The sequence below is a fragment of the Ferrovibrio sp. GW821-FHT12F09 genome, assembly GCF_058806775.1.
Genome location: NZ_JBXAPZ010000001.1, coordinates 1,063,765 through 1,088,932 on the forward strand (window position 1 = coordinate 1,063,765; position 25,168 = coordinate 1,088,932).

Sequence of the window (25,168 nt, forward strand, 5' to 3'; positions counted from 1 at the left end):
GAGAGGGGCAACTCCCGTCAGCTTCTGGCGTTTTCTACTGGACAGCCGGTCGGCATACCGATTGCATCGTCTGGCCAGACACCCCGGGGGAAAGCCAGTCATGAGCGTGCCGGTATGAGTATCCAGGTTGCCCTTCATCACCGTACAACCTACCGCTACGACAAGGTAATCAGTCTGGGGCCGCAGGTGATCCGCCTGCGTCCGGCGCCTCATTGCCGCACCCCGATCCTGTCCTATTCGCTGACCGTTTCCCCCAAGGACCATTTCATCAACTGGCAGCAGGACCCGCAGGGCAATTACCTGGCCCGTCTGGTTTTCCCCGAACGCACCGACCATTTCGAGGTGACGGTCGATCTGGTCGCCGATATGGCGGTGATCAATCCCTTCGATTTCTTCCTCGAGCCGCAGGCGGAAGAGTTTCCCTTCGACTATGACCCCGCGCTGAAGGAAGACCTTGCGCCGTTCCAGCGCGTCGACCCGCCGGGCCGCCACCTGAGCGCCTGGCTGGCCAAGGTGCCGCGCGAGAAAAAGCGCACCATCGATTTCCTGGTCGGCCTGAACCAGCGCCTGGCGGACGAGATCAAGTATCTCATCCGCATGGAGCCCGGCGTGCAGACCGCCGAACAGACGCTGCAACTGCAGAGTGGCTCCTGTCGCGATACCTCCTGGCTGCTGGTGCAGGCGCTGCGGCATCTCGGTTTCGCCGCGCGCTTCGTCTCGGGCTACCTGATCCAGTTGGTCGCGGATGTGAAGGCGCTCGATGGGCCGTCCGGTCCGACTGCCGATTTCACCGATCTGCATGCCTGGGTGGAAGTCTATCTGCCGGGCGCCGGCTGGATCGGCTTCGATCCGACATCGGGCCTGATGGCGGGCGAGGGCCATATCCCGCTGGCCGCCACGCCCGAACCGCAATCGGCGGCGCCGATCAGCGGCGCGTTGGAAAAGGCCGAGGTCGAGTTCGGCCACGAGATGAAGGTGACACGCTTTCTTGAAACGCCGCGCGTCACCAAGCCGATCTCCGACGAGGCCTGGGAGAAGATGCTGGTCTTGGGCGATGCCGTCGACAAGCAGCTCAATGCCGGCGACATGCGGCTGACTATGGGCGGCGAGCCGACCTTCGTCTCCATCGACGACATGGAAGGCGAGGAGTGGAATACGGCGGCGCTGGGACCCACCAAGCGCCATTACGCCGGCAAGCTGCTGCGCCGTCTGGCCGACCGCTTCGCCGTTGCGCCGCTGCTGCATTACGGCCAGGGCAAATGGTATCCGGGCGAACAGTTGCCGCGCTGGGCGTTGAGCTGTCACTGGCGCAAGGATGGCGAACCGGTCTGGCGCGAGCGCGATCTGCTTGCGGCCGATGATGACGCCAGTGCCGGCGCCACGCCGCAGCAGGCCGATATCTTCACAGCGACGCTGGCGGAACGGCTGCAGGTCGATCCCGGCTATCGCATCCCCGGCTTCGAGGACCTCTGGTATTACCTGTGGCGCGAACGGCGCCTGCCGGTGAATGTCGATCCCTTCCAGTCGCATCTGAAAGATCCGCTGGAGCGCGCGCGGCTGGCGCGGATTTTCGAACAGGGTCTCGACAAGACCGTGGGCTACGCGCTGCCGCTGACCCGCGAGCCGACTGCGAATGGCGCCAAGCGCTGGCGTTCGGGCCCGTGGTTCTTCCGGCCGCAGACCATGTATCTGCTGCCGGGCGATTCACCGATGGGCCTGCGCCTGCCGCTGGATTCCCTGCCCTGGGTGGCGGCGAAGGACTATCCCTACCAGCATGTGCCCGACACCATGACGGAGCAGCCGCCGCTGCCGCCGCATGCGCTGATGCGCCAGGCCAGCCGCACGGTCACAGACCGCATGCAGGCCTGGGCCAAGGGCCGCGATTACACGACCGCGCCGCGCGAGCAGAAGCCGCTGCCGGCCAATCAGCAGTCCGACTCGCAGGTGGTGCGCACCGCCATGTGCATCGAGCCGCGCAATGGCCTGCTGCATGTATTCATGCCGCCGCTGGAACTGGCGGAGGATTATCTCGATCTGGTCACGGCGATCGAAGATACGGCCGCTACCCTCGGGCAAAAGGTGGTGATCGAAGGCTATCTGCCGCCCCGCGATGCGCGGCTGATGAATTTCAGTGTCACGCCCGACCCCGGTGTGATCGAAGTGAACATTCATCCCTCTGCCGGCTGGCGCGAGCTGGCCGAGAAAACGACGGTGCTGTACGAAGAAGCACGCCAGACCCGGCTCGGCACCGAGAAGTTCATGCTCGATGGCCGCCATATCGGCACCGGCGGTGGCAATCACGTGGTGATGGGCGCGGCGACTCCGCCCGACAGCGCCTTCCTGCGCCGTCCCGATCTGTTGCGCAGCGTGGTCGGCTACTGGCAGAACCACCCCTCGCTCTCCTATCTCTTCTCCGGCCAGTTCATCGGGCCGACCTCGCAGCATCCGCGCGCCGACGAGGGCCGCGACGATGCGCTGGTCAACCTGCAGATCGCCTTCGACCAGGTGGCCAAGCATGGCGAGAACCCGCCAGCCTGGCTGGTCGACCGCATTTTCCGCAACGTGCTGGTCGATATCACCGGCAACACCCACCGCACCGAATTCTGCATCGACAAGCTCTATTCGCCCGATGGTCCCACCGGCCGGCTGGGTCTGGTCGAGCTGCGTGCCTTCGAGATGCCACCCGATGTGCGCATGAGTCTGGCGCAGCAGCTGTTGCTGCGTGGCCTGCTCGCCGCCTTCTGGGAGGCGCCCTATACGCGCAAGCCGGTGCGCTGGGGCACGCGCCTGCATGACGAATTCCTGCTGCCGCATTTCTGTCTGCAGGATTTCCACGATGTGCTGGAAGACCTCGGCCAGCACGGCTTCGATTTCGATCCGGCCTGGTTCGCCGCCCATGGTGAATTCCGCTTCCCCAGCATCGGCGGCTTTGCCGCCCGTGGCCTGGAGGTGGAGCTGCGCCACGCCCTCGAGCCCTGGCATGTGCTGGGTGAAGAGGCGGCGGCCGGCGGCACGGCCCGCTATGTCGACAGTTCGGTCGAACGCCTGCAGGTAAAGGTGAAGGGTCTTGTCGATGAGCGCCATGTGCTGTCCTGCAACGGCCAGGCGGTACCGCTGCGCGCCACCGGCGTGCCCGGCGAATATGTTGCCGGCATCCGCTACAAGGCCTGGGGGCCGCCCAGCGCCCTGCATCCCACGATCCCCGTGCACACCCCGCTGGTCTTCGATCTGTTCGACGGCTGGAACAGCCGCTCGCTTGGCGGGTGCACCTACCACGTGTCGCATCCGGGCGGACGCAACTACGATACCTTCCCGGTTAACGCCAATGAGGCTGAAGCGCGCCGCCGTGCCCGCTTTTTCAGCATGGGGCATACGCCGGGCCGCATGCCGGCCCCGGCCGCGCATCCCTCGCGCGAACAGCCGCTTACCCTCGACCTGCGAACGGGGTAACATTCGGCGCCCGATTCGACCCCATCGAATGCCGATGCCGTGATGAATTCGCCTCTGCAGGCTCAGGACCGTCCATCGGCCGCCCGTTCACCGGCTGGCCGAGTTGCGCCTCCGGCCGCGCTGCCGCCGGATCTGGCCAACGCCTATGACGAGATGGTCACCGGCCAGGGCATCATCCGTGCCCATTGGCAGCCCCTGCTGGCGACCTTGAGTGAGCTGGGTGCCGCCGGTCTGGCCGAGCGTGCTGAACGCGGCCGCCAGTATCTGGAAGATGAGGGCGTCACCTATAATCTCTACGAGTTGCCCGACAGCACCGGCGGCGCCATCGCGCCGCCTCTGCCGGAACAGCGCCCGTGGCGGCTCGATCCGGTGCCGGTGCTGCTCTCGGCCGAGGAATGGGCCGGCATCGAGGCCGGCCTGATCCAGCGCGCGCAGCTGATGGATGCCGTGCTGCGCGATCTCTATGGGCCGATGACGCTGTTGCGCGATCACCGCATTCCGCCGGCGCTGGTCTACGGGCATCGCGATTTCCTGCGCGCCGCGCGCAACGCCGATGGCCGGCCGCAGGGTCGCATGCTGCAGCATTACGCGGCCGAACTGGTGCGTGGGCCCGATGGCCTGTGGCGCGTGATCGCCGACCGTACGCAGGCGCCGGCCGGTGCGGGTTACGCCTTGCAAAACCGCCGCGTGATGTCGCGTCTGCTGGGCGGCGCATTGCGCCAGTGCCGTGTGCGCGCGCTCAACACCTATTTCGAATACTGGCAGGCCGATCTGACGGCGCGCTCGCCGAGCCGTGCCGACAACCCACGCATCGTGCTGCTGACACCCGGCCCGTATAACGAAGCCTATTTCGAACATATCTACATCGCGCGCGAACTGGGCGCGACGCTGGTGGAAGGCGCCGACCTCACCATGCGCGACGGCCGCATCTTCATGAAGACGCTGGCCGGTCTGGAGCAGGTGGATGTGATCGTGCGCCGGCTCGATGGCGAATGGTGCGATCCGCTGGAGCTGCGCGCCGATTCCACGCTGGGCGCCGTCGGCCTGCTGCAGGCGGCGCGCAACAACCAGATTGCGGTCTGCAACGCCATCGGCAGCGGTCTGGTCGGCGCGCCGGCGCTGCAGGCTTTCCTGCCCGGTCTGGCGCAGCAGATGCTCGGCCAGGAGCTGACCATGCCGTCGGTCGCTACCTGGTGGTGCGGCCAGTCCTATGCCCTGAAAGAAGTGGAAGAACGCTTCGACACACTGGTGATCCGCGGCGCCTATGGCCTGCAGGACCAGCCTGTGTCGGTGGCGAGCCTTTCGGAAGCCGAGAAGGCCAGCCTGCTGGCGCAGGTGAAGGCACGGCCAGCCGATTACGTGGCGCAGGAGCGTATCGTGCCGTCGGTCTCACCGGGTCTGGGCGAGCATGGCCTGGAGCCGCAGCCGATCCTGCTGCGCGTGCAGGTGGTCGCCGATGGCGACGGCTATGTGGTGATGCCCGGCGGCCTGGCGCGGGTGCCGCAGAACAACGATCCCTTCGGTGCCACCCTGCAGCGCGGCGGCGTCAACAAGGATGTCTGGGTGGTGGCGAAGGACGAAGCGCCCACCATCATCCGCGGCACGGCCACACGCCAGCGTCTGACGCTGCGCCGCTCGTCGGGCACGCTGCAGAGCCGCGTTGCCGACGATCTGTTCTGGCTCGGCCGCAGTGTCGAGCGTCTGGATGATGGCGCTCGCCTGCTGCGCGCGGTGCTGTCGCGCCTGGTCGGTGAATTCTCCTCGGCCCGCGATCTGGTGGAGATGGCGGTGCTGGCCCGCGCGCTCGTCCGCTGCGGCATCGTTGACCAGAAGGCGGCCGCTGCGCCGCCCGATTCTGCGTTATTCACCACCACGATCACGCGGGCCTGCACCTCGGGCCATCTGCTCGGCCAGACCCTGGATGCCATCGAGCGGCTGGCGGCTGTGGCGCGACATCGCTTCTCGGCCGATATGTGGCGCATGTTCAACCATCTGCTGGGCGAGCTGCGGCAGAGCCGGGCGGCGGCTACCGGTGACGCCGATGCCATGCTGCAATTCTGCGACCAGATGATCCGCGCCACCGCAGCTATCGCCGGCATGCTGTCGGAACACATGACACGCGGTTCGGGCTGGCGCTTCCTCGATTTCGGCCGCCGTCTGGAGCGCGCCATCTTCATCGCCCGTAGCGTCTCGGCCGCCACCACCGTGCTGGGCAACAGCAACGACAGCGCCTTCCGGATCGCGCTGGAAGTAAGCGATTCCACGCTCACCTACCGCCGCCGCTATCGCGCCGCCCTGCAGCCGGCCGCCGTCTTCGATCTGTTGCTGCTTGATGCCAGCAATCCCCATGCCCTGGCCTTCCAGCTCCATGCCATGGCCCAGCATCTGGATGCCCTGCCCAATCCGGACGCGCCGCCGCGCGGCGCCGACTGCATGGCGCTGGCGCGGCCGTTCACCGATCTGGTGGCATTGTTCGACCGCGACGACATTCCGCGCGAAGAGATGATCCATCTGGCGTCGCGCCTACGCGGCAGCCTAGATGCGGCCTGCGATGCGCTGATGGATATTTCCGACCAGCTCTCGCGGACCTATTTCAGCCATGTCCAGGTGGCGCGCAGCTTCGGGTTCGGCTCCTGATGAAATACCGTCTGCGCCATACCACCTCTTACAGCTACTCCTGGGCGGTCGATATTTCGCATCACATGCTGCATCTGGCGCTGCCCGATCTGCCGCGCCAGCGGGTGAAAAGCTGCCGCGTCAGCACCAATCCCGATTCCGGCATATTGCGCGAACAGCATGATCATTTTGGCAACCGCATCGCTTATCTCGCGATCGCGGAATCGCACACACGTTTCGATGTGGAGCTGCGCGCCGAGATCGAGGTCGATCCGGTGCAGCCGCCGGATGCGGCCGCCACGCCGGCCTGGGAATCCCTGCGCGATGCGCTGTCCGGCGACGGCTTCCCCGAACCGGTGACGGAGAGCGAATTCGTCCAGGACTCGCCGATGGCAGAACCCGACGATGCCATCATCGCCTATGCCACAGCCAGTTTTCCGCCGGGCCGTCCGGTGCTGGCCGCCGTGCGCGAGCTGACCGAGCGCATCTTCAAGGATTTCCGCTACGATCCCGCCGCCACCGACATCTTCACACCGGTGGCAACCGTGATGCAGAAGCGCGCGGGTGTCTGCCAGGATTTCGCCCATCTGCAGATCGCTATGTTGCGCGGCCTTGGCCTGGCCGCGCGCTATGTCTCGGGCTATATCCGCACGGTTCGCGCCGGCGACGATCCGGGCACCGGGTTACGGGGCGCCGATGCCAGTCATGCCTGGGTCAGCGTCTGGTGCGGGCCGGAGCATGGCTGGATCGATGTCGATCCGACCAACAACCTGATCTGCTCGGACGAGCATGTGATCGCCGCTATAGGGCGGGATTACGGCGATATCAGCCCGGTGCGTGGCGTGGTGCTGGGTGGCGGGCCGCATCGCATCGGCGTCGCCGTCGAGCTTCTGCCGCTGCAGTAATCCTATTCCTGTAGCAGGCTCACATGGGCCGAGACCACCCGCCAGCCCTCGGCCGTGCGGATCCAGGTCTGGCTTTGCCGCCCGGTCTTGGTTGAATTCTTCCGCTTGAACTCGGTGTTCGCCGTGGCGAAGTCGCGGCCATAGGTGGTGATGCGCGTGTTGAAGATATCGCGCTCCAGCCCGACCGAAGGCCGCCCGGCGCGGAAGGCCTTGATCTCGTCATAGCTGTGCAGGTTCTCCGTGACGCCGTAGCGCAGGGTCAGCGGGCTGTTGTGGAACAGTTCGTCCAGCACATCCACGTCGTTGGTGGTCAGCGCCTTTTCATAGCGCATGAAGGCAGCGGTCATTTCGGCAACGACGTCGGGGAGATTGATGTCCATGCGGTCCTCTGTTTAAACAGCCAACGAGGCGGCAATGCCGCTCTGCTCCAGCCGGCGCGCGACGCGCAGGGCCAGCTCTTCTTTCCAGGGGGCAGCGATGATCTGCACGCCGATCGGCAGCTTCCCCTTGCGATCCGCGTAAGGCGCCGCCACGACTGGCAGACCGATTGCGGAGATCGGTTGGGTGAACAGGCCGAGATTGGCGCGCACCGGCATCTCCACGCCATTCAGCGTCATCATCACCTGGCCCAGCTTGGGGGCCACGCGCGGCGTTGCCGGCGCCAGGATGATGTCGACATCCTTGAAGACCTCCAGCACGCGGGTCTGGTAATAGCGGCGGAAGCGATGCGCCTGCACCAGCCAGTCGCTGGGCAGCATCAGGCCGGCGAGGAAACGGTCGCGCACGGCGGGATCGAAGTCGTTGGCCCGGGTCTTCAGCCGTTCGCGATGCAGGTTGGCGCCTTCGGTGGCGGTGATCACATAGGCCGCCGCCCGGCCACGCCCGGCTTCGGGGATGGTGACGCGCGCTTCGGCTTTCAGCTCCCTGGCGAAGGCGGCGACGGCTTCCTGCACTTCGGCATCGCCCTGGTCGGCGAAATAACCATCGGCAATGGCGATGCGCAGGCCGTCGATGCCGGCATCCAGTTTCGCGCTGACCGGTTCGCTCAGCCGCTGGGCACACCAGGCGTCATGGCTGTCCGGTCCCTGCATGGCGTCGTAAGACAGTGCCAGGTCGACGACCGAGCGCGTCATCGGACCCAGATGATCCAGATCGGCCACGAAGGGGAAGCTGCCATAGCGGCTCAGGCGTCCGAAGGTCGGCTTGAGGCCGAACAGGCCGCAGAGCGAGGAGGGCACGCGGATCGAGCCATTGGTGTCCGAACCAAGCGCCAGCGGCACCATGCCCGAGGCGACAGCGGTGCCTGAGCCGCCGGACGAACCGCCCGACATGCAGCTGGGGTCATGCGGGTTGCGCGAGGGGCCGTAATGCACATTCTCGCCGGTGAAGTCATAGGCGTATTCGCCCATATTCAGCGCGCCGACCAGGATGGCGCCGGCGGCTTCCAGCCGCTGGATCAGCGTTGCATCGGCTTTCGCGGTCGGATGATCGCGGTTGATCTTCGAGCCGGCCAGGGTGGCCAGACCGGTCACGTCGAACAGGTTTTTGACCGCGAAGGGAACGCCGGCGAGCGGCCCGAGTGGTTTGCCTTCGTCGCGCGCCTGGTCGATGGCGGCAGCTTTCGCGCGCGCCCGTTCGGAGGTGACGGCCGTGAAGGCGTTCAGGGCCGGATTGGTGGCCTCGATGCGCGCCAGCGACACGCGCAGCGCCTCGGTGGCCGAAAGCTTGCCGCCCTGCACGGCCGCGGCGATGTCATGGGCCTTGCTCTGCCAGTCGATGCTCATGGTTTTACGCTTTGAAGACGGGGGCCGGTTCGGTGTCGTCGGGCAGCGGCTGGCCCAGGAAAGCCTGGGCGATGGCGCGCGAGCGGACCAGATTGTCGATCACACCGGGTTTCCAGGCGTCTTCTATCTCTATCCCGAGCGCGTCGGCGGCAGCCGCCATATAGGCTTCGGGATTGAACGCGTCCTTGCTCATGCAACATCCTCAATCAACGGGTCGTCGACGACCGCCATAGTATCGGCCACCGGAAAGTGACAGGCAACCGAATGTCCGCGTCCCACCGCCTGCAGCAGCGGCATGCTCTCTGCGCAGGACTCCTGGCCGCCGGGGCAGCGCCCGTAAAAGCGGCAGACCTTGGGTGAGGGGTCGATCGGGCTGCGCGGCTCGCCGGCAATGCGCAGGCGCGGTGCGGCCGGTCCGCCGCTGCCCTTCACTTGGTCGAAATGCGGAATCGCCGAGAGCAGCGCCTTGGTATAGGGATGTGCCGGGTTGCGGAATACCTGCTCGGCCGGGCCGGTCTCTACGATCTTGCCCAGATACATCACCATGACGCGGTCGCAGAGCAGGCGCACGACATTGAGATCGTGGCTGACGAACAGATAGCTCATGCCCAGCCGCTGCTTCAGGTCTTCCAGCAGTTGCAGGATCACCACCTGCACCGAGACGTCGAGCGCCGCCGTCGGTTCGTCCAGGATCAGCAGGTCCGGTTCCACCGCGATGGCGCGTGCGATGCCGACGCGCGCCTTCTGGCCGCCCGACAGTTGGTGCGGAAAGCGGCCGAGCAGTTCCAGCGGCAGGCCGCACATGGCGGCCAGGTCTTCCACCCGGGTTTTCAGCGCGGCGCGGTTCAACGGCTTCAGGCGCTGGATCGGATCTGCGATGGCGGCAAAAGCCGTGAAGCGCGGATTGAGGCTGTCGCCGGCATCCTGGAACACCATCTGGATGCGCGGGCGGTAGGGGCTCTTGCCAAAGCCCTTGGCGGGCAGATGGCCGATCTCTTCACCATCCAACTGGATGCTGCCATCGGTGAGGTCGAGCAGGCGGGTCAGCAGGCGCACGAGCGTCGACTTGCCGCAGCCGCTCTCGCCGACCAGGCCGAGCGTCTCGCCCTTGCCGATGGTGAAGGTGACATCATCCACGGCATGGAGCATCGCCGGCGGCTTTGCCGCCCCACGCGCACGCTCGAACAGGCCGGGCTTCTTGCCGACGGGAAAATGCTTGTACAGCGCCCGGGCATCGAGCAACGGTTTGTTGAACAGATCGCTCATAGCGGATTCCAGCAGGCGACAGTGCTGCCCCTTTCGTTGCCCAGCACGCGCGGCAGGGCCTGTTCACAGCGGTCCTGTCGCCGTTCGCAGCGCAGGCTGTAGCGGCAGGTGGGAATCTGTGCGGCGCGCAGGTCGGGCAGATTGCCCGGAATGGCGACCAGGTCAGCCAGGCTGACGGTCGGACGCGGCGTGGCGGCGATCAGCTTGGCGGTATAGGGATGGCGCGGATGGGCGAACAGCGTCGCCGTCGGCGCCGCCTCGACGATATGACCGGCATGCATCACCACGATCTGGTCGCAGTATTCCGCCGCCATGCCGAGATCGTGGGTGATGAGCAGTGTCGACATGCCCTGCTCGGCGCCCAGTTCGGCGATCAGGTCCATGATCGCCGCCTGGGTGGTCACATCCAGGCCAGTGGTCGGTTCGTCGGCGATCAGCAGCTTGGGCGAGCAGGAGAGCGCAATGGCGATCATGATGCGCTGGCACATGCCGCCTGAGAGTTCGAAGGGATAGGCCTTGGCGCGGCGCTGCGGATCGGGGATGCGCACGCGCGCGAGCATGTCGATGGCGCGCTGCGGCGCCTCGCGGCGGGTGACATTGCCATGCTGCAGCAGCACATCGGCGATCTGGTCGCCGACGCGGCGGATCGGATTCAGCGCCACGCGCGGATTCTGGAAGATCATCGACATCTCGCGGCCGCGGATGTCGCGCAGCGCGCTTTCCTTGGCCTGCAGCAGATCGAGGCCGCCGAAGCTGGCCGTGCCGCTGCTGACGCGGCCGGCAGCATCCAGAATGCCCATGACGGTGAAGGCGGTGACCGATTTGCCCGAGCCGGATTCACCGACGATGGCGACCATTTCGCCTTTGTTGATGCTGAAGCTGACCTGCTCCAGCGCCTTGACAATGCCGCCGCGGGTGCGGAACTCGACGCTCAGGTTATCGACGGCGAGGACGGGGACAGCGCTCATGTTCTGCGCCCCACTGTATGTCTGGTCGGCGCACTCATGTGCGCCTCCGGGGGTCGACAATGTCACGCAGGCCGTCGCCCAGCAGGTTGAAGCAAAAGACCGCCGTCATCAGCGCCAGGCCGGGGAACAGCGCCACCCACCATTCGCCCGAGATCATGAAGGCGGCGCCTTCGGCCACCAGGATACCCCATTCCGGCGTCGGCGGCGAAATGCCAAGACCGATGAACGAGAGGCCCGCTGCATTGAGGATGGCGTAGCCCATGGTGAGCGAGCACTGCACCATCAGGATCGGCAGGATGTTGGGCAGGATCTGCAGCAGCAGGATGCGGCCCTCGCCGTTGCCCGACAGCCGTGCGGCCTCCACGAAGCCGGCATTGCGCCGGATATTGGCCTCGGCGCGGGCGACGCGCGCGTAAAGCGGCGTGTTGATAATGGCGGTAGCCAGCACGATGTTGCCCACGCTGTTGCCCAGCGCCGCGACAATGCCCATGGCCAGCACGAAGAGCGGGAAGGCCATGATGGTATCGGCCAGACGGCCGACCACGCGGTCGACCCAGCCGCCGAAGAAACCGGCCGCGATGCCGGCCAGGGCGCCAATCGCGAAGGTGAGGATCACGGAGGCGAAAGCGATGCCGAGATCAAGCCGCGTTGCGACCAGCACGCGGCTGAAGATGTCGCGGCCGAGTGAATCCGTGCCGAACCAGTGCGCCGCCGAGGGCGGCTTCAGCGCCATGGCCGCATTGGTGGTGAGCGGATTATAGGGCGCCAGATACGGCCCGAGGATGGCGCAGATCAGGATGAAGGCGAACAGCGAGAAGGCAAACAGCGTGACCGGATTCTCGGTCAGCACGTAGCGGATATGCTTCAGCGTCGCGTTCATGCCTCAAAACCCACGCGCGGATCGATCACGATATAGAGAATGTCGATGGCCAGGTTGAGCGCCACATAGAGCAGCGCCATGGTCAGTACGAAGCCCTGGATCGGCGCATAGTCGGATGCCACCAGCGCCTCGATGGCGAAGGTGCCGATGCCGGGCCAGGAGAACACCTTCTCGACCAGCACATTGGCGCCGAGCAGGAAGGAGAACACCATGCCCAGCGTGGTCACCACCGGCAGCATGGCATTGCGGAAGGCATAGCCGTAGACGATCTTGGCTTTCGGCAGGCCTGAGGCCCGTGCCGTGCGGATGAAGTCGCTGCCCAGCACCTCCAGCATGGCGGCGCGGGTCATGCGCGCCAGCGGCGCCAGCGTGAAGATCGCCAGCGCCGTCACCGGTAGCAGCAGTTGCGCCACCGCGGCGCGGAAGGTCTCGCCCTCGCCGGCCAGCAGCGCGTCGATGGTGTAGAAACCGGTGATGTTGGGCGGCGCCGAGAAGAAGATGTCGAGCCGGCCGAGCGGCGCCGGCGCCCAGCCCAGCAGGTAATACAGCACATAGACCAGGAGAAGTCCGGTGAAGAAAGCGGGCAGAGACACGCCGGCCGTGGTGACGACGCGGCACAGGTGATCGATCCATGAGCCAGGCCTGGTGGCAGCCAGCACACCGAGCGGTACGGCGATCAGCACCGAGACCAGCAGGCCGTAGAGCGTGAGTTCGAGCGAGGCAGGCAGGCGGGTGCGGATTTCGGTCAGCACCGGCTGGCCGGTGGCGATCGAGTTGCCCAGATTACCGCGGCCGAGATCCTTCAGGTAGACGACGAACTGCTCAGGTAAAGTCTTGTCGAGGCCGAGGCTCTTGCGCACCTCTTCGATGGCCTGCGGTGTGGCTGCCGGTCCGGCGAAGAACACGGCCGGATCGCCGGGCAGGGCGCGGGTCAGCAGGAAGGTGACGATGAGCACGCCGATCACGCTGGGCAACGCCCCCACCAGTCGCTTGCCGATCAGCCGCAGCATCGTCGCCTTCCTGCTCTACCTGCCGTCTTCCCCGGCGCTTACAGCTTCTCAAACTGGCGGAAATCCAGCTGGCGATGGAACCAGTAGGTATAGCCCTTGATGTTCTTCTGCATGCCGACATCGAGCATCTGCTGGTACAGCGGAATGCGCGGCACTTCCTCCATCGACATCTTGATGAAGCCGGTGACCTGCTCCTTGTACTTGGCCGGGTCGCTTTCGAAGCGCGCGGCGTCGATCAGCGCGTCCATCGCCTTGTTCTGGTAGGCCATGGTGTTGAACACCGCATTCTGGCCGTGATAGCCCCAGTAGAAGTAGTAGTCGGGGAAGTTCAGCCAGCCGCCGAAGCTGGCGATATGGATCGGGCGGTTCTTCTGCAGCATGGCGTTGCGGAAGTTGGCGCTCGGAATCTTCTCGATGCTGGCCTTGATGCCGATCTTGGCCAGGCTTTCCTGCAGCAGCACGGCGGTCGGCTCGTCCGCCGTCGCATCGCCGAGATCAAACGAGATGGTTGTCTCGAAGCCGTCCGGATAGCCGGCTTCGGTCAGCAGCGCCTTGGCCTTGGCCAGGTCGATATTATAGGGGAAGGGCTGCGGCCAGCTGGCATCCTTCGGCACCGTACCGGTGGCGCCATACATCATGTTGCCGCGGCCGTAGATGGCGGATTTGGCAATCTGCTCGAAGGGCACGGCATAAGCCACGGCCTGGCGCACCTTCACATTGTCGAAGGGCTTCGCCGTCGTGATCATGCCGATGTATTTCAGCGAATTCTCTACCGGCACGCCGACCACGATATATTTGCCCGAGCCCTTCTCGGCGAAGATTTCCGAGGAGTCCTTCTGCGGCATGTCGAGCGAGATATCGGCATCGCCGCGTTCCATCAAGGCCCGGCGGTTGCCGGCCGAGGGCACGTCGCGGATGATCACGCGCTTCATCTTGGGCAGCGGGCCGCTCTTCCAGTCGTCAAAACGGGTGAAGCTGATTTCCTGGCCGGGTGTCCACTTTTCCAGCTTGTAGGCGCCGCTGCCGGCGTCGTTGGTCTTCATCCAGTCCATCGCCCACGGATCCTTCTCCGTGGCATTTTTCTTGGCGAGTTCGGAGTTGTAGATGGCGGGCACAACCACGGCCATATCGGGCAGCGACAGCTTGTCCTTTTTCGGCAGGTCGACGCGGAAGGTGTAATCGTCGACGACGACGAACTGCTCGGGCTTGGTGAGCGAACCGGCCGCCATCTGGAAGGTGGGGAAGCCGCCGACGCTCACCGCGCGGTCGTAGGACCATTTCACGTCCTTCGCCGTCACCTTCGCGCCATCGTGGAAGGTCGCGTTCTGGCGGAGCTTGAAGGTCACCGACGTGCCATCGGGCGCCACCGTATAGCTCTCGGCCAGCTCCGGTTCGATCTTGCTGTAGTCGTAGGACAGCGTGCCATCAGGCAGGGTCTTGCGGCCGAAGGTGACCAGGCGGTCGTACATGTTCCAGGCGGCGACATAGGAGCGGCCGCTGGTGCCGACGCCATGGATGTCGAGATTGTTCATACCGGCTTCGACCAGCACCAGCAGGGTTTCCTGGCGCGTCTGCGCCTGGGCTGGCAGGGCCGCCGCGGCGATCAGGCCGGCAGCAACAATGGCGGATGATGCGAAAAGGAATACGCGGCGTTGCATGGCAGGGCCCCCGTTGCTTGCATACGATTTGTTGTGGTCTGAATTGCAACGCGCGTGCCATGCGCCGCCTGCGGACGGGTTCGCCGGGTAATCGTCTGATCGGGCTTGGGGAATCCCGTCACCGGCATGCAAGGCCAGATTTCAGCAGATTGAATACAATGATTAAAATATAGACAAATGCATGTCGATAATGACTATTTCTGCAACAGAGGTTATTTGAAAAGCTATGGATTTATCGTAGTTTACCGTCGGTATGGGGATTGCATACATGACAGGGAAATTCCGCTCTGAAGGATGCCGCGCATGCCTGCCGTTGACATTATCCCGACCGGATCGCTGAGCCTGACCGCCCTGCGCGAGACCTATGCCGGCGGCAAAGCGAGCCCTGCCGCCGTGATCGCTGCCATCTATGACGCCATCGCGGCGCGCGGCGATGACGGCGTCTGGATCGCACTCAATCCACGCGAGAGCGCACTGGCGCGCGCCGCACAGCTTGAGAAAAGCGGGCCCTCGCCAGCGCAGCCGCTCTGGGGCGTGCCCTTTGCGGTGAAAGACAATATCGATGTGGCCGGCCTGCCCACCACGGCGGCCTGTCCGGCCTTCGCCTATACGCCGGAGAAGACCGCCTTCGCCGTGCAGCGTCTGCTCGATGCCGGCGCGATCCTGATCGGCAAGACCAATCTCGACCAGTTCGCCACCGGCCTGGTCGGCGTGCGCAGTCCCTATGGCGTGGCGCGCAATCCCTTCGATGCCGACTATATCCCCGGCGGTTCCAGCTCCGGTTCGGCGGTGGCGGTCAGCGCCGGTCTCGTCAGCTTCTCGTTCGGCACCGACACAGCCGGCTCGGGTCGTGTGCCGGCCGGCTTCAACAACATCGTCGGCCTCAAGCCGAGCATCGGCCTGCTGAGCAGCAGCGGCATGGTGCCAGCCTGCCGTTCACTCGACTGCCTTTCGATCTTCGCCCTCACGGTGCCCGACGCCATGGCGGTGCAGGAGGTGGCGGCCGGTTTCGATGCGGCTGACGGCTACAGTCGCGCGGCACCGCCCGGCTGGCGCAGCGTCACGCCGGCGAAACCGCAGAGCTTCCGCTTCGGCCTGCCGCGCAAGGACCAGCGCAAGTTCTTTGGCAATGCGGCGGCCGAGCGTCTGTTCGATGCAGCGATCGCGCGTCTGCAGGTGATGGGCGGTACCCCGATCGAGGTAGACTATACCCCCTTTGCTGAAGCCGCCGGTTTCCTCTACCAGCCGGCTGGCACCGCCGAACGCACCGCGGCCACCGACACCTTCATGGCCAGCCACGCCGCCGACATGCATCCGGTGACCCGCGGCATCATCGAGAAGGGCCTGCAGGCCACCGGCACCGAGGTGCACCGCCTGTTCTATCGCCTGGCCGAACTGAAGCAGCAGACGGCGCCGGTCTGGACCGGCATCGACTGCATGGTGGTGCCGACCAGCGGCACCATCTACACGGTCGCCGAACTCGAAGCCGATCCGGTGACGCTGAACAGCAATCTCGGCGTCTACACCAACTTCGTGAACTACTTCGATCTTGCAGCATTGGCGGTGCCCAACGGCTTCCAGCCCAACGGCCTGCCGGCCGGCATCACCCTGATCGCGCCGCGTTTCCAGGAGGCGCAGCTGGCCGCGCTCGGCCATGCCTTCCACCAGCTCAGCGGCGTGGCGCTCGGCGCCACCGGCGTGCCGCAGTCGGCGGCGGTGGCGGCTCCGATGCCGAGCTATCCCGCCGTCACCGTCGCCGTCTTCGGGGCGCATATGACCGGCGAGCCGCTCAATCCGCAGCTGCTGGGCCTGGGCGGCCATCTGGTCGGCGAATGCCGCACCGCGGCGGATTACCGTCTCTATCGCCTGAAGGAAAAGGGCACGGCGCGGCCGGGCCTGGTGCGCATCGGCAGCAGTGCAGGCGTTTCCATCTGCGGCGAGCTGTGGTCGCTGCCGCTGGCCGCTTTCGGCGCCTTCACGGCGGCGATTCCCGGCCCGCTCGGCATTGGCACGGTGACGCTGGAGGATGGCAGCAGCGTAAAGGGTTTCCTCTGCGAGGCTGTCGCGGTCGGCGATGCCGAAGACATCTCCTCCTATGGCGACTGGCGGGTCTATCGTCGCGCCGTTGCCGCCTGACCGCGCCTGATTCTCCGGACACGGCCGACACGCCGGCTGCCTCGCGGCTGGGCAGTGGCGCAACGCGCCGCCCGCCTGTTGGGCAATTCTCCGGCTGATACCGGTCTGAAACGCCCCAAAGCGGGCGAAAGCCGCTGGCACGAAATCTGCTTTACAGGGATCAGCATCCGGTGCCGAGGCGCATCGGGCTGCGAGAGTACCCCGGTTTCCGATCTCTGATCGAGCCGGGTGGCGAGACGGACACTTAACGCCGGCTGCGGTCTCCGCAAGCCGGCGCTTTTTTTACCGGCATCGGTCACATCTGCCGGCATCGGTATTTGTCATTATTGTCCGCATGGCGCTGCAGACCGGCCGCGGTTAGGCTTCGCTCCTCAGTAACCGGAGGGAATAACCGATGAAGCTCTATTTTTCGCCAACCTCGCCTTACGTGCGCAAAGTCACCGTGCTTGCGCTGGAAACCGGCCTGGACGCGAAGATCGAACGCCTGACCAGCCCGACCACCCCGATCGACCAGAATCCCGACGTGGCCAAGGCCAATCCGATCGCCAAGGTGCCCACGCTGGTCACCGATGACGGCCTGCATCTCTTCGACAGCCGGGTGATCTGCGAATATCTCGACGGCCTGCATGACAAGCCGAAGTTCTTCCCCGCCGCCGGCAAGGCGCGCTGGGTGGCGCTGCGTGAGCAGGCGCTGGGCGACGGCCTGCTCGATGCCGCCCTGCTGTTGCGCTACGAAGGCTTCCTGCGTCCCGAAGACAAGCGCTGGAGCGCCTGGTCCGAAGGCCAGATGAAAAAGGTGGTTGGCGCCCTGACCGAGATCGAGGCGCTGGCGCCCGGTCTGGGCGACCGCGTCGATATCGGCACTGTCAGCCTGGCCTGCGCGCTGGGCTATATGGACTTCCGCTACACTGACATGGGCTGGCGCAAGACCTATCCCAACACGGCGGCCTTTGCCGACCGCATGTTTGCGCGGCCGTCCTTCAAAGCCACGGTGCCCGCGTGAAGATTGGGCCGGGCTGATCCGATGACCGAGGTGGCGGCCGACCGGCCCTGGCTGATCGATCGCCGCCTCGCGCGTCTGCTGAACCACTGGCGTGCCCAGCGTCCGGCGCCGGGACTGATGCCCGGTCGCGTCAATATCGACCCGCTCGACCTGGGACCGGAATTGCTGCCTTACATGGCGCTGGTCGACGCCACGCATAACGCCACGCGGTTCCGCTTCCGCCTGGTCGGCACCAAGCTGGCCGAACATGCGGGCCTCGATCTCAGCGGCCATTACATCGACGAACTGAATCCCAATGCCAACTACGTCGATTACGTCAACGACCTGTATCGGCAGGCGGTGGCGACGCATTTGCCGGTCTATTCCGAAACGCACTATCGCGCGCCGGCCGGCCGCGTCGGCCTGACCCGCCGGCTCACCTGTCCGCTGGCCGCCGATGGCGTCACTGTCGACATGTTCGTCGCCGCCCAGGTCTTCGAGACCGATAACGGCCTGGGCGACGCGCCGACCTATACCTATGCCGAAAGCTTTGTGCCCGGCATCACCGCGGTCATCGCCGACGACGCCTGATCAGGCCGCCGCCAGCATGCGGCGCCGGTCTTCCACCACACGGTCGGCCAGCTTGCCGGCCAGTTCCTGCAGATGATCGAACTGCGCCGAGAAGGTGCCGACGCCCAGGGTCGCCGACCGCAGTTCGATGGCCAGGTCCTGCATCTCGGCTTCCGGCAGATGGCAGTCGATGCGGTCCCAGCCTGGCCAGCCCTCGCAGGCGCTGATTCCCAGGATATGGCCGCGCCGCGACGAAACGATGGCATGCACCTTGGCGGTGTATTCGGTCGGCACCGTGAAGGTAACGGCCTGGATCGGCTCCAGCAGCATCGGCGCGCATTTGCTCAGGCCTTCGCTCATGGCGATGCCGCCGCAGGTGCGGAAGGCCTGGTCCGATGAATCGACGGCATGATGCTGCCCGTCAGTCAGCGTCACTTTGACATCGACCACCGGGAAGCCGAGCGGGCCGCGCTGCAGGGTTTCCTGGATGCCGTCGTCCACGGCGGGGATGTAGTTCTTCGGAATCGCGCCGCCGACCACGCGGTTGACGAAGCTGTAACCGGCGCCGCGCGGCTGCGGTGCGATTTCGATCTTGATATCGGCAAACTGGCCATGGCCGCCGGACTGCCGTTTGAACCGCGCATGTTCATAGGTGCCGTGGCGGATCGTCTCCTTGTAGGCGGTCATCGGCACGCTGGTGCGCACGCTGACATTGAAGCGTTGCTGCAGCTTGTCGATGCCGAGCTTGAGGTGAATCTCGCCCTGGCCTTTCAGCAGCACCTGGCCGGCGCTCTGTTCGATGGTCAGGGTCGGATCCTCATCATGCAGCTTGGCCAGGCCGGCGCTCAGCTTGACGTCGTCCTTGCGGTCGGTGGTATGCAGCGCCAGCACATGCACCGGCGGGGCCGCCTGCGGCCAGCTGGCATCGGCATGGCCATGGCCCTCGGCATCCAGATGCTGGCCGGTGGCGATGTCGTCCAGTCGCGCCAGTCCCACCACATCGCCGGGGCCGGCGCTGGCCGCCTTGTCGACATGGTTGCCCATCATGCGGTAGAGGCCGCCCAGCCGCTTGCCGCCCAGTTGCGCATTCTCGGCCACCTGGCCGGACCATATGCGGGCCAGGCTCAGCTTGCCGGTATGCGGCTGATGCAGCGTCTTGAACACGGTGGCGCTGAAGCCGTCGCCCGCCGCGCTCTGTCCCAGCCGGGCTGCGGTTTCCACATGCAGCGGCGTTTCATGGCGCAGCGCCTTCCACAGCCGCAGCACGCCATTGCCGCGCTCGGCCGAACCGAAGAACACCGGCACGATCAGGTCGGCGGCCATGTCCTTGGCCAGCTGCGCATAGATCTCCTGCGAGGCCGGCACGCGGTCTTCCAGCAACTGCTCCAGCAGCCTGTCGTCGAAATCGGCGATGGTTTCCAGCAGCATCTGGCGCGCCTCGCTTTCGCGCGGGCGCACGCTGTCGGGCATCTCGATCAGGTCGGACGACTGGTTCTCGCGGTAGTGATAGGCGCGCTCCGATACCAGGTCGACATAGCCGGTGATCGTATCGTTCTCGCGGATCGGCACTTCGCGCAGCACCAGCGGTCGGGCCGAGACCTGCTGCAGCGCGGCCAGCAGATCGGCCATGCGCATGTTGGTCTTGTCCAGCTTGTTGACGAACAGCACATGCGGAATGCGGCGCTCGTCGAGGAATTTCAGCAAAGGTGCCAGCGTCACGGCGCGCGCCGGTTCGGGCTCCACCACCACCACGGCGATATCGGCCACCATCAGGGCGCTCATCGCCTCCTGCGCCAGTTCCACCGAACCGGGGCAGTCGAGGAAAACCCAGGGATCGTCCAGGAAGCTGCAGCGCGCCAGGTTCGGCTCGATGGTCATCTGCCGGCTGCGCGCTTCGGGTGCGGCATCGCCCACGCTGCTGCCATAGGCGACGCTGCCCTTGCGCGGGATCGCGCCGGCGATGAACAGCAGGGATTCCATCAGGGTGGTCTTGCCGGACGTATAGGGCCCGACAATGGCGCAGACCCTGGGCGTGCTGGCCTTCGGGGATTGAGAGCGAGTGGGCATGGGCGGTCTCCTCTGTTGCGGCGTGAAACGCTGCAAGCCTGGTGGCAATGAGAGACCGGTTCTGAGCTGCCGGCCTGGAAAGACGGAACAGCGTTTAACCCTGCCCACAGGATTCCACAGGGCCGCGCGGGCGGGTAGCGGATTCTTTGGAAATCTTTTGCGGTGGCCGCGGCGACGCTTGCGGCGCACAAGATCGCTCCTGCACCGCCACGCCCCGGTTGCTTAGCCTAGCACCTTGAAATCGCGTGCATCTTTAGGGGGGCTTGGTCATACTAAAGTCGAAAGCGACTCGGCGGCTGGGTATACCGGGGGGTGTGCGGCGGCCGGGGCAAACCAGGGGGATTCCATGCTGGAGCGCTATTTCAAGCTGGCAGAGAACGGCACTTCGGTGAAAGTCGAGCTGCTCGCCGGCCTCACCACCTTCCTCACCATGGCCTACATCATTTTCGTCAACCCGATGATCATGGCGGATGCGGGCGTAGATCGCGACGCGGCCTTCGCCGCCACCTGCCTGGGTGCCGCCTTTGCCAGCGCCATGATGGGCCTCTGGGCCAAGTATCCGGTCGCACTGGCGCCGGGCATGGGCCTCAATGCCTACTTCTCCTATGGCGTCGTGCTCGGCATGGGCCATACCTGGCAGGTCGGCCTTGGCGCGGTCTTCCTCTCCGGCGTCATCTTCCTGATCATCTCGGTGCTGCCCATTCGCGAAAAGATCGTGAATGCGATTCCGATGTCGCAGAAGATGGCCATCGGCGCCGGCATCGGCCTGTTCCTCGCCATCATTGCGCTGAAGGGTGCCGGCATCGTGGTCGATCACGCCGTCACGCTGGTGACGCTGGGCAAGATGGGCACGCCGGGCGTGCTGCTCGCCTGCCTCGGTTTCGTGCTGATTGTCGCGCTGGATTACCGCAAGGTGCCGGGCGCCATCATGATCGCCATCCTGGCGATCACTGTGATTGGCATCGTTTCGGGCCTCGCGCCGTTCAACGGCGTGGTGTCCAAGCCGCCGAGCCTGGCTCCGACCTTCCTGCAGATGGACATCATGGGCGCGCTGTCGGTGGGCCTGATCTCCATAGTCTTCGCCTTCTTCATGGTCGACCTGTTCGACAATACCGGCACGCTGATTTCGGTGGCGCCGGCGGCGGGCATGATGGACAAGGACGGCAAGCTGAAGCGTATCGGCCCGGCCTTCATCACTGACTCGCTCGCCACCATGGTGGGTGCCGCGCTTGGCACCTCCACGGTCACCAGCTATATCGAGTCGGCGTCCGGCATCCGCGCCGGCGGTCGCACCGGCCTCACCGCCGTGGTTGTCGCCGTACTGTTCCTGCTGGCGATCTTCTTCTCGCCGCTGGCCACCAGTATCCCGCCGTTTGCCACGGCGCCGGCGCTGATGTTCGTCGCCTGCGTGATGGCCAGCGCCATGACCCGGGTCGACTGGGAGGACGTCACCGAATACGCGCCGGCCGTTGTCACCATGATCGCCATGCCGCTGACCTTCTCGATCGCCACCGGCATCGCGCTGGGCTTCATCGCCTATGTGGTCTGCAAGCTGCTGGCGGGCCGCTTCAAGGACGTACATCCGATCATGGCCGTGCTGGCCGTGCTCTTCGTCATCAAGCTGGCGGTCGCGTAAAGCGCCAGCGCTCTATATAGACGGGCGGCAGAGCGATCTGCCGCCCGTTTTCTTTTATACCCTTATTTCGTCATTCCCGCGAAAGCGGGAATCCCATTTTTATATCGACCGCAAAAATGGGTCCCCGGGTCAAGCCCGGGGTGACGAGTCGAACTAGTCCACCGCCGGAAACAGGTCCGGCTTTTTGAAATGCTCGGCCATATGGTCGATCAGCGCGCGCACCGCGGGCGGCAGGCCGCGCCGCGTGGTGAAGATCAGGTGGATGGTGCCCTCGCGCGCATGCCAGCCGGGAAACAGCCGCACCAGCCGGCCGCTCTGCAGCAGCGACCAGCAGGCATGATCGGGTAGCAGCGTGACGCCGACATTTGCCGCCGCGGTCTCGCGCAGGGCTGTGAAATCGTTGCAGCCGAGCAGCGGCTGGTGGCGAATCTGGCGCGTCTCGGCCCCGGGCCCGACCAGGTTCCACACCACCTCGCCGCCTTCGTCATTCATGCTCAGCGTCGGCACGCCGGCCAGGTCGCTCACGTCTTTCAGTTCGGCCAGCCGGTGCGCCAGCGCCGGGCCGGCCACCAGCACGCGGCGGCTTTTGGTGAGCGTGCGCATGGTCAGCGCCGCGTCGCTGTCGAGATTTTCGCGCACGCGCAGCGCCACATCGATGCGTTCGTTGATCAGGTCGACGCGGCGGTTGGTCGCCAGCACCAGGACGGTCACCTTCGGATAGCGTGCCATGAAGCCGGGCAGGATGCCGGCGATCACTTCCATCAGGCCGGTCGGGCAGCTGAACCGCACGGTGCCATGGGGCTCGGCCTTGGTTTCGGCGATCACGGCTTCCGCCTCCTCGACGCCATTGAGGATGGCGCGGCAGCGTTCGTAGAAGGCCTGGCCGATCTCGGTGACGCGGAAACGCCGGCTGGAACGCTCGATCAGCCGCACGCCCAGGCGGGCCTCCAGCTGGGCCACCCGTCGGCTCAGCTTTGACTTGGGCTGCCGCAGGGCCCGGCCCGCCGGGGCGAAACCGCCGTTTGCCACCACTTCCGCATAGAAAAACAGGTCGTTCAGGTCCTGCATGGCTGGCTCATCGTTCTAAATATGGAACGTAGAGTAACGGATTCGCCGGCTACAGGCATCAGCGTTCTTCTCATAAGTCTTATCGGGACGGCGGAACGGTCCGCCCCCACAGACGGAGAATGACAATGTCCAGGAAGCTCGAAGGTAAGGTTGTGGTGGTCACCGGCGGCAACAGCGGCATCGGCCTCGCCACCGCCAAGCGGTTCGTCGCCGAGGGCGCCCATGTCTTCATCACCGGCCGCCGCCAGGATGAACTGGATGCCGCGGTGAAGCAGATCGGCGGCAACGTCACCGCTGTTCAAGGCGATATTTCGAAACTCGCCGACCTGGACCGGCTCTACGACGCGGTCCAGCAGAAGCACAGCCAGATCGACGTGCTGTTCGCCAATGCCGGCTGGGGCGAATTCGCCCAGCTTGGCTCCTTCACCGAAGAGCATTACGAGACCACTTTCGGCATCAATGTGAAGGGCACGATCTTCACGGTGCAGAAGGCCCTGCCGCTGATGCATGCAGGCAGCGCCATCGTGCTGAATGCCTCGATCTCCGGCTCGATCGGCCAGCCGGCCTTCAGCGTCTATGCCGCCACCAAGGCCGCCGTGCGCTCCTTTGCCCGCACCTGGTCGGTCGACCTGAAAGGCCGCGGCATCCGCGTGAATGCCGTCAGCCCCGGCTATATCCCGACGCCCGGCCATACCCGGCTTGGCATCACCACGGAAATGCATGACGCCGTGGCCAATGAAATCCCGCTCGGCCGCGTCGGCACGCCGGATGAAGTGGCGAAGGCGGTGGTCTTCCTGGCCTCGGATGACGCCAGCTACATCACCGGCGTCGAACTCGCGGTCGATGGCGGCGTCGCACAGATTTAACGGCGCGGTTTCCGGACTTTGTGGCCACGGGCGGTCTTTTGGCCGCCCGTGTTTTTTCGTAGACTGGCGCCATGCAGGTTCGCACCCTTCTGCAGACGGAACACATAACGGTGGTCGATTACCGCTGCGAGGCGGGGCCGTCGGCGAAGCCCTTTGCCGAACAGCATCTCGGCACGTCCGTGTCCTATGTGCGGCGCGGCAGCTTCGGCTACCGCTATCGCGGCCACAGCCATGAACTGGTGGCCGGCGCCGTGCTGGTCGGCCATGCCGGCGACGACTTCGTCTGCACCCATGAGCATCACGGCTGCGGCGACGAATGCCTCGCCTTTCAGCTCTCGGCCACGCTGACCGACCGGCTGAGCGACAAAACCGAACTCTGGCGCCAGGGCGCGCTGCCGCCGCTGGCCGGGATGATGGTGCTGGGCGAACTGGCACAGGCGGCGGCCACTGGCCGCAGCGATGTCGGACTCGACGAGATCGGCCATGCGCTGGCCGCGCGCTTCGTCGACACGGTCAGTGACCGCACGCTCGCAGCCCCCGACGGCACCGCGCGCGACCGCCGCCGCGCCGTCGAAACCGCGCTGTGGATCGATGCCCATGCCGACCGGGAGATCGATCTCGCGGCTGCCGCGTCGGAGGCGGGGCTGAGCCCGTTTCATTTCCTGCGCGTCTTCACCCGCGTGCTCGGCGTCACCCCGCACCAGTATCTGGTGCGCAGCCGGCTCCGCCGCGCCGCCCGCCTGCTGGCCGACAGCGACGCGCCGGTGACCGAGATCGCCTATGACGTCGGCTTTGCCGATCTGTCGAATTTCATGCGCAGTTTCCGCCGGGCTGCCGGCGCCTCGCCGCGCGGCTTCCGCCAGGCTGCCCGCGGCAAGAACAGCAAGATTCTCCAAGAACGGTCGGCCGCCCCGGCCTAAATGGGTATCTCCATAACCGGAGAAGACCCATGTACGACCATATCGGCCTCAAGGTGAAAGACCTGGCCGCCAGCCGTGCCTTCTATACTGCCCTGCTGAAGCCACTCGGTTTCGTGCCCGACGACAGCGGCACCGGCTTCGGCCCGCCCGGCGCCCCGGCGCTGTGGCTTTATGAATCGAAGAGTGCGAAAGGTGGCACACATGTCGCCTTCCGGGCACCGGACCGCAAGGCGGTGGCGGCCTTCCATGCCGCCGGCATGAAGGCCGGCGCCACCGACAACGGCAAGCCCGGCCTGCGCGCGGATTACAGCCCGACATATTACGCGGGCTTCCTGCTCGATCCCGACGGCAATAATGTCGAAGCGGTCTGCATGGACTGAGGGAGA

At 65.5% G+C, this 25,168-nt stretch carries 20 protein-coding genes; 10 read left to right on the forward strand and 10 right to left on the reverse strand.

All coding sequences use genetic code 11. From position 1 onward, the window contains the following. The first annotated feature begins 114 nt into the window (after positions 1–114). From AC1ROB_RS05485 to AC1ROB_RS05495, 3 genes are read left to right on the forward strand one after another with little or no spacing between them, the layout of a single operon-like run. The gene (locus AC1ROB_RS05485) at positions 115–3,450 is read left to right on the forward strand and encodes a transglutaminase family protein (RefSeq protein ID WP_492973316.1); all 3,336 of its coding nucleotides are present in this window, start codon (positions 115–117) and stop codon (positions 3,448–3,450) included. 42 nt (positions 3,451–3,492) lie between these two features. Then, complete coding sequence (locus AC1ROB_RS05490) at positions 3,493–6,087, forward strand: circularly permuted type 2 ATP-grasp protein (RefSeq protein ID WP_492973315.1); 2,595 nt, start codon at positions 3,493–3,495, stop codon at positions 6,085–6,087. Then, positions 6,087–6,971, forward strand: a complete 885-nt coding sequence (locus tag AC1ROB_RS05495; protein WP_492973314.1) for a transglutaminase family protein — start codon at positions 6,087–6,089, stop codon at positions 6,969–6,971. The genes AC1ROB_RS05490 and AC1ROB_RS05495 overlap by 1 nt, the downstream gene beginning before the upstream one ends. 2 nt (positions 6,972–6,973) lie before the next feature. Here AC1ROB_RS05495 and hpxZ read toward each other — a convergent pair whose 3' ends face one another. Genes hpxZ through AC1ROB_RS05535 form a run of 8 tightly spaced genes read right to left on the reverse strand, consistent with a single transcriptional unit; the run spans position 6,974 to position 14,537 of the window. Further along, positions 6,974–7,351, reverse strand: coding sequence for an oxalurate catabolism protein HpxZ (gene hpxZ, locus AC1ROB_RS05500; protein WP_492973313.1), 378 nt, complete (start codon positions 7,349–7,351; stop codon positions 6,974–6,976). 12 nt (positions 7,352–7,363) lie between these two features. Then, entirely contained in the window at positions 7,364–8,755 is a 1,392-nt protein-coding gene (locus AC1ROB_RS05505; protein ID WP_492973312.1) for an AtzE family amidohydrolase, read from the reverse strand. Positions 8,756–8,759: 4 nt separating this feature from the next. Further along, positions 8,760–8,948, reverse strand: coding sequence for a DUF4089 domain-containing protein (locus AC1ROB_RS05510; RefSeq protein ID WP_492973311.1), 189 nt, complete (start codon positions 8,946–8,948; stop codon positions 8,760–8,762). Continuing rightward, positions 8,945–10,021 (reverse strand): oligopeptide/dipeptide ABC transporter ATP-binding protein, encoded by a 1,077-nt coding sequence (locus AC1ROB_RS05515; RefSeq protein WP_492973310.1) that lies wholly within the window; start codon positions 10,019–10,021, stop codon positions 8,945–8,947. Before AC1ROB_RS05515 ends, AC1ROB_RS05510 begins: the two co-directional genes overlap by 4 nt. Continuing rightward, positions 10,018–10,989: an ABC transporter ATP-binding protein gene (locus AC1ROB_RS05520; protein ID WP_492973309.1), complete on the reverse strand. Its 972-nt coding sequence runs from the start codon at positions 10,987–10,989 to the stop codon at positions 10,018–10,020. Before AC1ROB_RS05520 ends, AC1ROB_RS05515 begins: the two co-directional genes overlap by 4 nt. Before the next feature lie 34 nt (positions 10,990–11,023). Next, entirely contained in the window at positions 11,024–11,869 is an 846-nt protein-coding gene (locus AC1ROB_RS05525; protein WP_492973308.1) for an ABC transporter permease, read from the reverse strand. After that, complete coding sequence (locus tag AC1ROB_RS05530; RefSeq protein WP_492973307.1) at positions 11,866–12,879, reverse strand: ABC transporter permease; 1,014 nt, start codon at positions 12,877–12,879, stop codon at positions 11,866–11,868. The genes AC1ROB_RS05525 and AC1ROB_RS05530 overlap by 4 nt, the downstream gene beginning before the upstream one ends. Positions 12,880–12,917: 38 nt before the next feature. Beyond that, on the reverse strand, positions 12,918–14,537 hold the full coding sequence (locus tag AC1ROB_RS05535) for an ABC transporter substrate-binding protein (RefSeq protein WP_492973306.1): 1,620 nt from the start codon (positions 14,535–14,537) through the stop codon (positions 12,918–12,920). Between the two features lie 303 nt (positions 14,538–14,840). Between AC1ROB_RS05535 and atzF the strand changes: the two genes are divergently transcribed. The 3 genes from atzF (at position 14,841) to AC1ROB_RS05550 (ending at position 18,246) form a co-directional block, all read left to right on the forward strand. Then, entirely contained in the window at positions 14,841–16,673 is a 1,833-nt protein-coding gene (gene atzF / locus AC1ROB_RS05540; RefSeq protein WP_492973305.1) for an allophanate hydrolase, read from the forward strand. Between the two features lie 394 nt (positions 16,674–17,067). Then, on the forward strand, positions 17,068–17,676 hold the full coding sequence (locus AC1ROB_RS05545; RefSeq protein ID WP_492973304.1) for a glutathione S-transferase family protein: 609 nt from the start codon (positions 17,068–17,070) through the stop codon (positions 17,674–17,676). A 21-nt stretch (positions 17,677–17,697) separates the two neighbouring features. Further along, positions 17,698–18,246, forward strand: a complete 549-nt coding sequence (locus tag AC1ROB_RS05550; protein ID WP_492973303.1) for a PAS domain-containing protein — start codon at positions 17,698–17,700, stop codon at positions 18,244–18,246. Here AC1ROB_RS05550 and AC1ROB_RS05555 read toward each other — a convergent pair whose 3' ends face one another. Then, positions 18,247–20,292, reverse strand: a complete 2,046-nt coding sequence (locus AC1ROB_RS05555) for an elongation factor G (protein WP_492973302.1) — start codon at positions 20,290–20,292, stop codon at positions 18,247–18,249. A gap of 346 nt (positions 20,293–20,638) precedes the next feature. Between AC1ROB_RS05555 and AC1ROB_RS05560 the strand changes: the two genes are divergently transcribed. Further along, positions 20,639–21,928, forward strand: coding sequence for an NCS2 family permease (locus AC1ROB_RS05560; protein ID WP_492973301.1), 1,290 nt, complete (start codon positions 20,639–20,641; stop codon positions 21,926–21,928). Between the two features lie 153 nt (positions 21,929–22,081). Here AC1ROB_RS05560 and AC1ROB_RS05565 read toward each other — a convergent pair whose 3' ends face one another. Beyond that, positions 22,082–22,996, reverse strand: coding sequence for a LysR family transcriptional regulator (locus AC1ROB_RS05565; protein WP_492973300.1), 915 nt, complete (start codon positions 22,994–22,996; stop codon positions 22,082–22,084). A gap of 125 nt (positions 22,997–23,121) precedes the next feature. On the opposite strand from AC1ROB_RS05565, the gene AC1ROB_RS05570 reads away from it, so the two are divergent. The 3 genes from AC1ROB_RS05570 to AC1ROB_RS05580 all read left to right on the forward strand — a co-directional run bounded on the left by AC1ROB_RS05570 (position 23,122) and on the right by AC1ROB_RS05580 (position 25,162). Further along, complete coding sequence (locus tag AC1ROB_RS05570; protein ID WP_492973299.1) at positions 23,122–23,862, forward strand: glucose 1-dehydrogenase; 741 nt, start codon at positions 23,122–23,124, stop codon at positions 23,860–23,862. Positions 23,863–23,933: 71 nt separating this feature from the next. Further along, entirely contained in the window at positions 23,934–24,782 is an 849-nt protein-coding gene (locus AC1ROB_RS05575; RefSeq protein WP_492973298.1) for a helix-turn-helix domain-containing protein, read from the forward strand. A 29-nt stretch (positions 24,783–24,811) separates the two neighbouring features. Continuing rightward, positions 24,812–25,162 (forward strand): VOC family protein, encoded by a 351-nt coding sequence (locus AC1ROB_RS05580; RefSeq protein WP_492973297.1) that lies wholly within the window; start codon positions 24,812–24,814, stop codon positions 25,160–25,162. Positions 25,163–25,168 lie beyond the last annotated feature (6 nt).

Coding starts and splice junctions, on each gene's coding strand:
- AC1ROB_RS05570 (WP_492973299.1), top strand. CDS start 23,122: ATGTCCAGGAAGCTCGAAGGTAAGGTTGTGGTGGTCACCGGCGGCAAC.
- AC1ROB_RS05490 (WP_492973315.1), top strand. CDS start 3,493: ATGAATTCGCCTCTGCAGGCTCAGGACCGTCCATCGGCCGCCCGTTCA.
- AC1ROB_RS05525 (WP_492973308.1), bottom strand. CDS start 11,869: ATGAACGCGACGCTGAAGCATATCCGCTACGTGCTGACCGAGAATCCG.
- AC1ROB_RS05580 (WP_492973297.1), top strand. CDS start 24,812: ATGTACGACCATATCGGCCTCAAGGTGAAAGACCTGGCCGCCAGCCGT.
- AC1ROB_RS05575 (WP_492973298.1), top strand. CDS start 23,934: ATGCAGGTTCGCACCCTTCTGCAGACGGAACACATAACGGTGGTCGAT.
- AC1ROB_RS05515 (WP_492973310.1), bottom strand. CDS start 10,021: ATGAGCGATCTGTTCAACAAACCGTTGCTCGATGCCCGGGCGCTGTAC.
- AC1ROB_RS05550 (WP_492973303.1), top strand. CDS start 17,698: ATGACCGAGGTGGCGGCCGACCGGCCCTGGCTGATCGATCGCCGCCTC.
- AC1ROB_RS05565 (WP_492973300.1), bottom strand. CDS start 22,996: ATGCAGGACCTGAACGACCTGTTTTTCTATGCGGAAGTGGTGGCAAAC.
- atzF (WP_492973305.1), top strand. CDS start 14,841: ATGCCTGCCGTTGACATTATCCCGACCGGATCGCTGAGCCTGACCGCC.
- AC1ROB_RS05530 (WP_492973307.1), bottom strand. CDS start 12,879: ATGCTGCGGCTGATCGGCAAGCGACTGGTGGGGGCGTTGCCCAGCGTG.
- AC1ROB_RS05545 (WP_492973304.1), top strand. CDS start 17,068: ATGAAGCTCTATTTTTCGCCAACCTCGCCTTACGTGCGCAAAGTCACC.
- AC1ROB_RS05495 (WP_492973314.1), top strand. CDS start 6,087: ATGAAATACCGTCTGCGCCATACCACCTCTTACAGCTACTCCTGGGCG.
- AC1ROB_RS05485 (WP_492973316.1), top strand. CDS start 115: ATGAGTATCCAGGTTGCCCTTCATCACCGTACAACCTACCGCTACGAC.
- AC1ROB_RS05520 (WP_492973309.1), bottom strand. CDS start 10,989: ATGAGCGCTGTCCCCGTCCTCGCCGTCGATAACCTGAGCGTCGAGTTC.
- AC1ROB_RS05560 (WP_492973301.1), top strand. CDS start 20,639: ATGCTGGAGCGCTATTTCAAGCTGGCAGAGAACGGCACTTCGGTGAAA.
- hpxZ (WP_492973313.1), bottom strand. CDS start 7,351: ATGGACATCAATCTCCCCGACGTCGTTGCCGAAATGACCGCTGCCTTC.
- AC1ROB_RS05510 (WP_492973311.1), bottom strand. CDS start 8,948: ATGAGCAAGGACGCGTTCAATCCCGAAGCCTATATGGCGGCTGCCGCC.
- AC1ROB_RS05535 (WP_492973306.1), bottom strand. CDS start 14,537: ATGCAACGCCGCGTATTCCTTTTCGCATCATCCGCCATTGTTGCTGCC.
- AC1ROB_RS05505 (WP_492973312.1), bottom strand. CDS start 8,755: ATGAGCATCGACTGGCAGAGCAAGGCCCATGACATCGCCGCGGCCGTG.
- AC1ROB_RS05555 (WP_492973302.1), bottom strand. CDS start 20,292: ATGCCCACTCGCTCTCAATCCCCGAAGGCCAGCACGCCCAGGGTCTGC.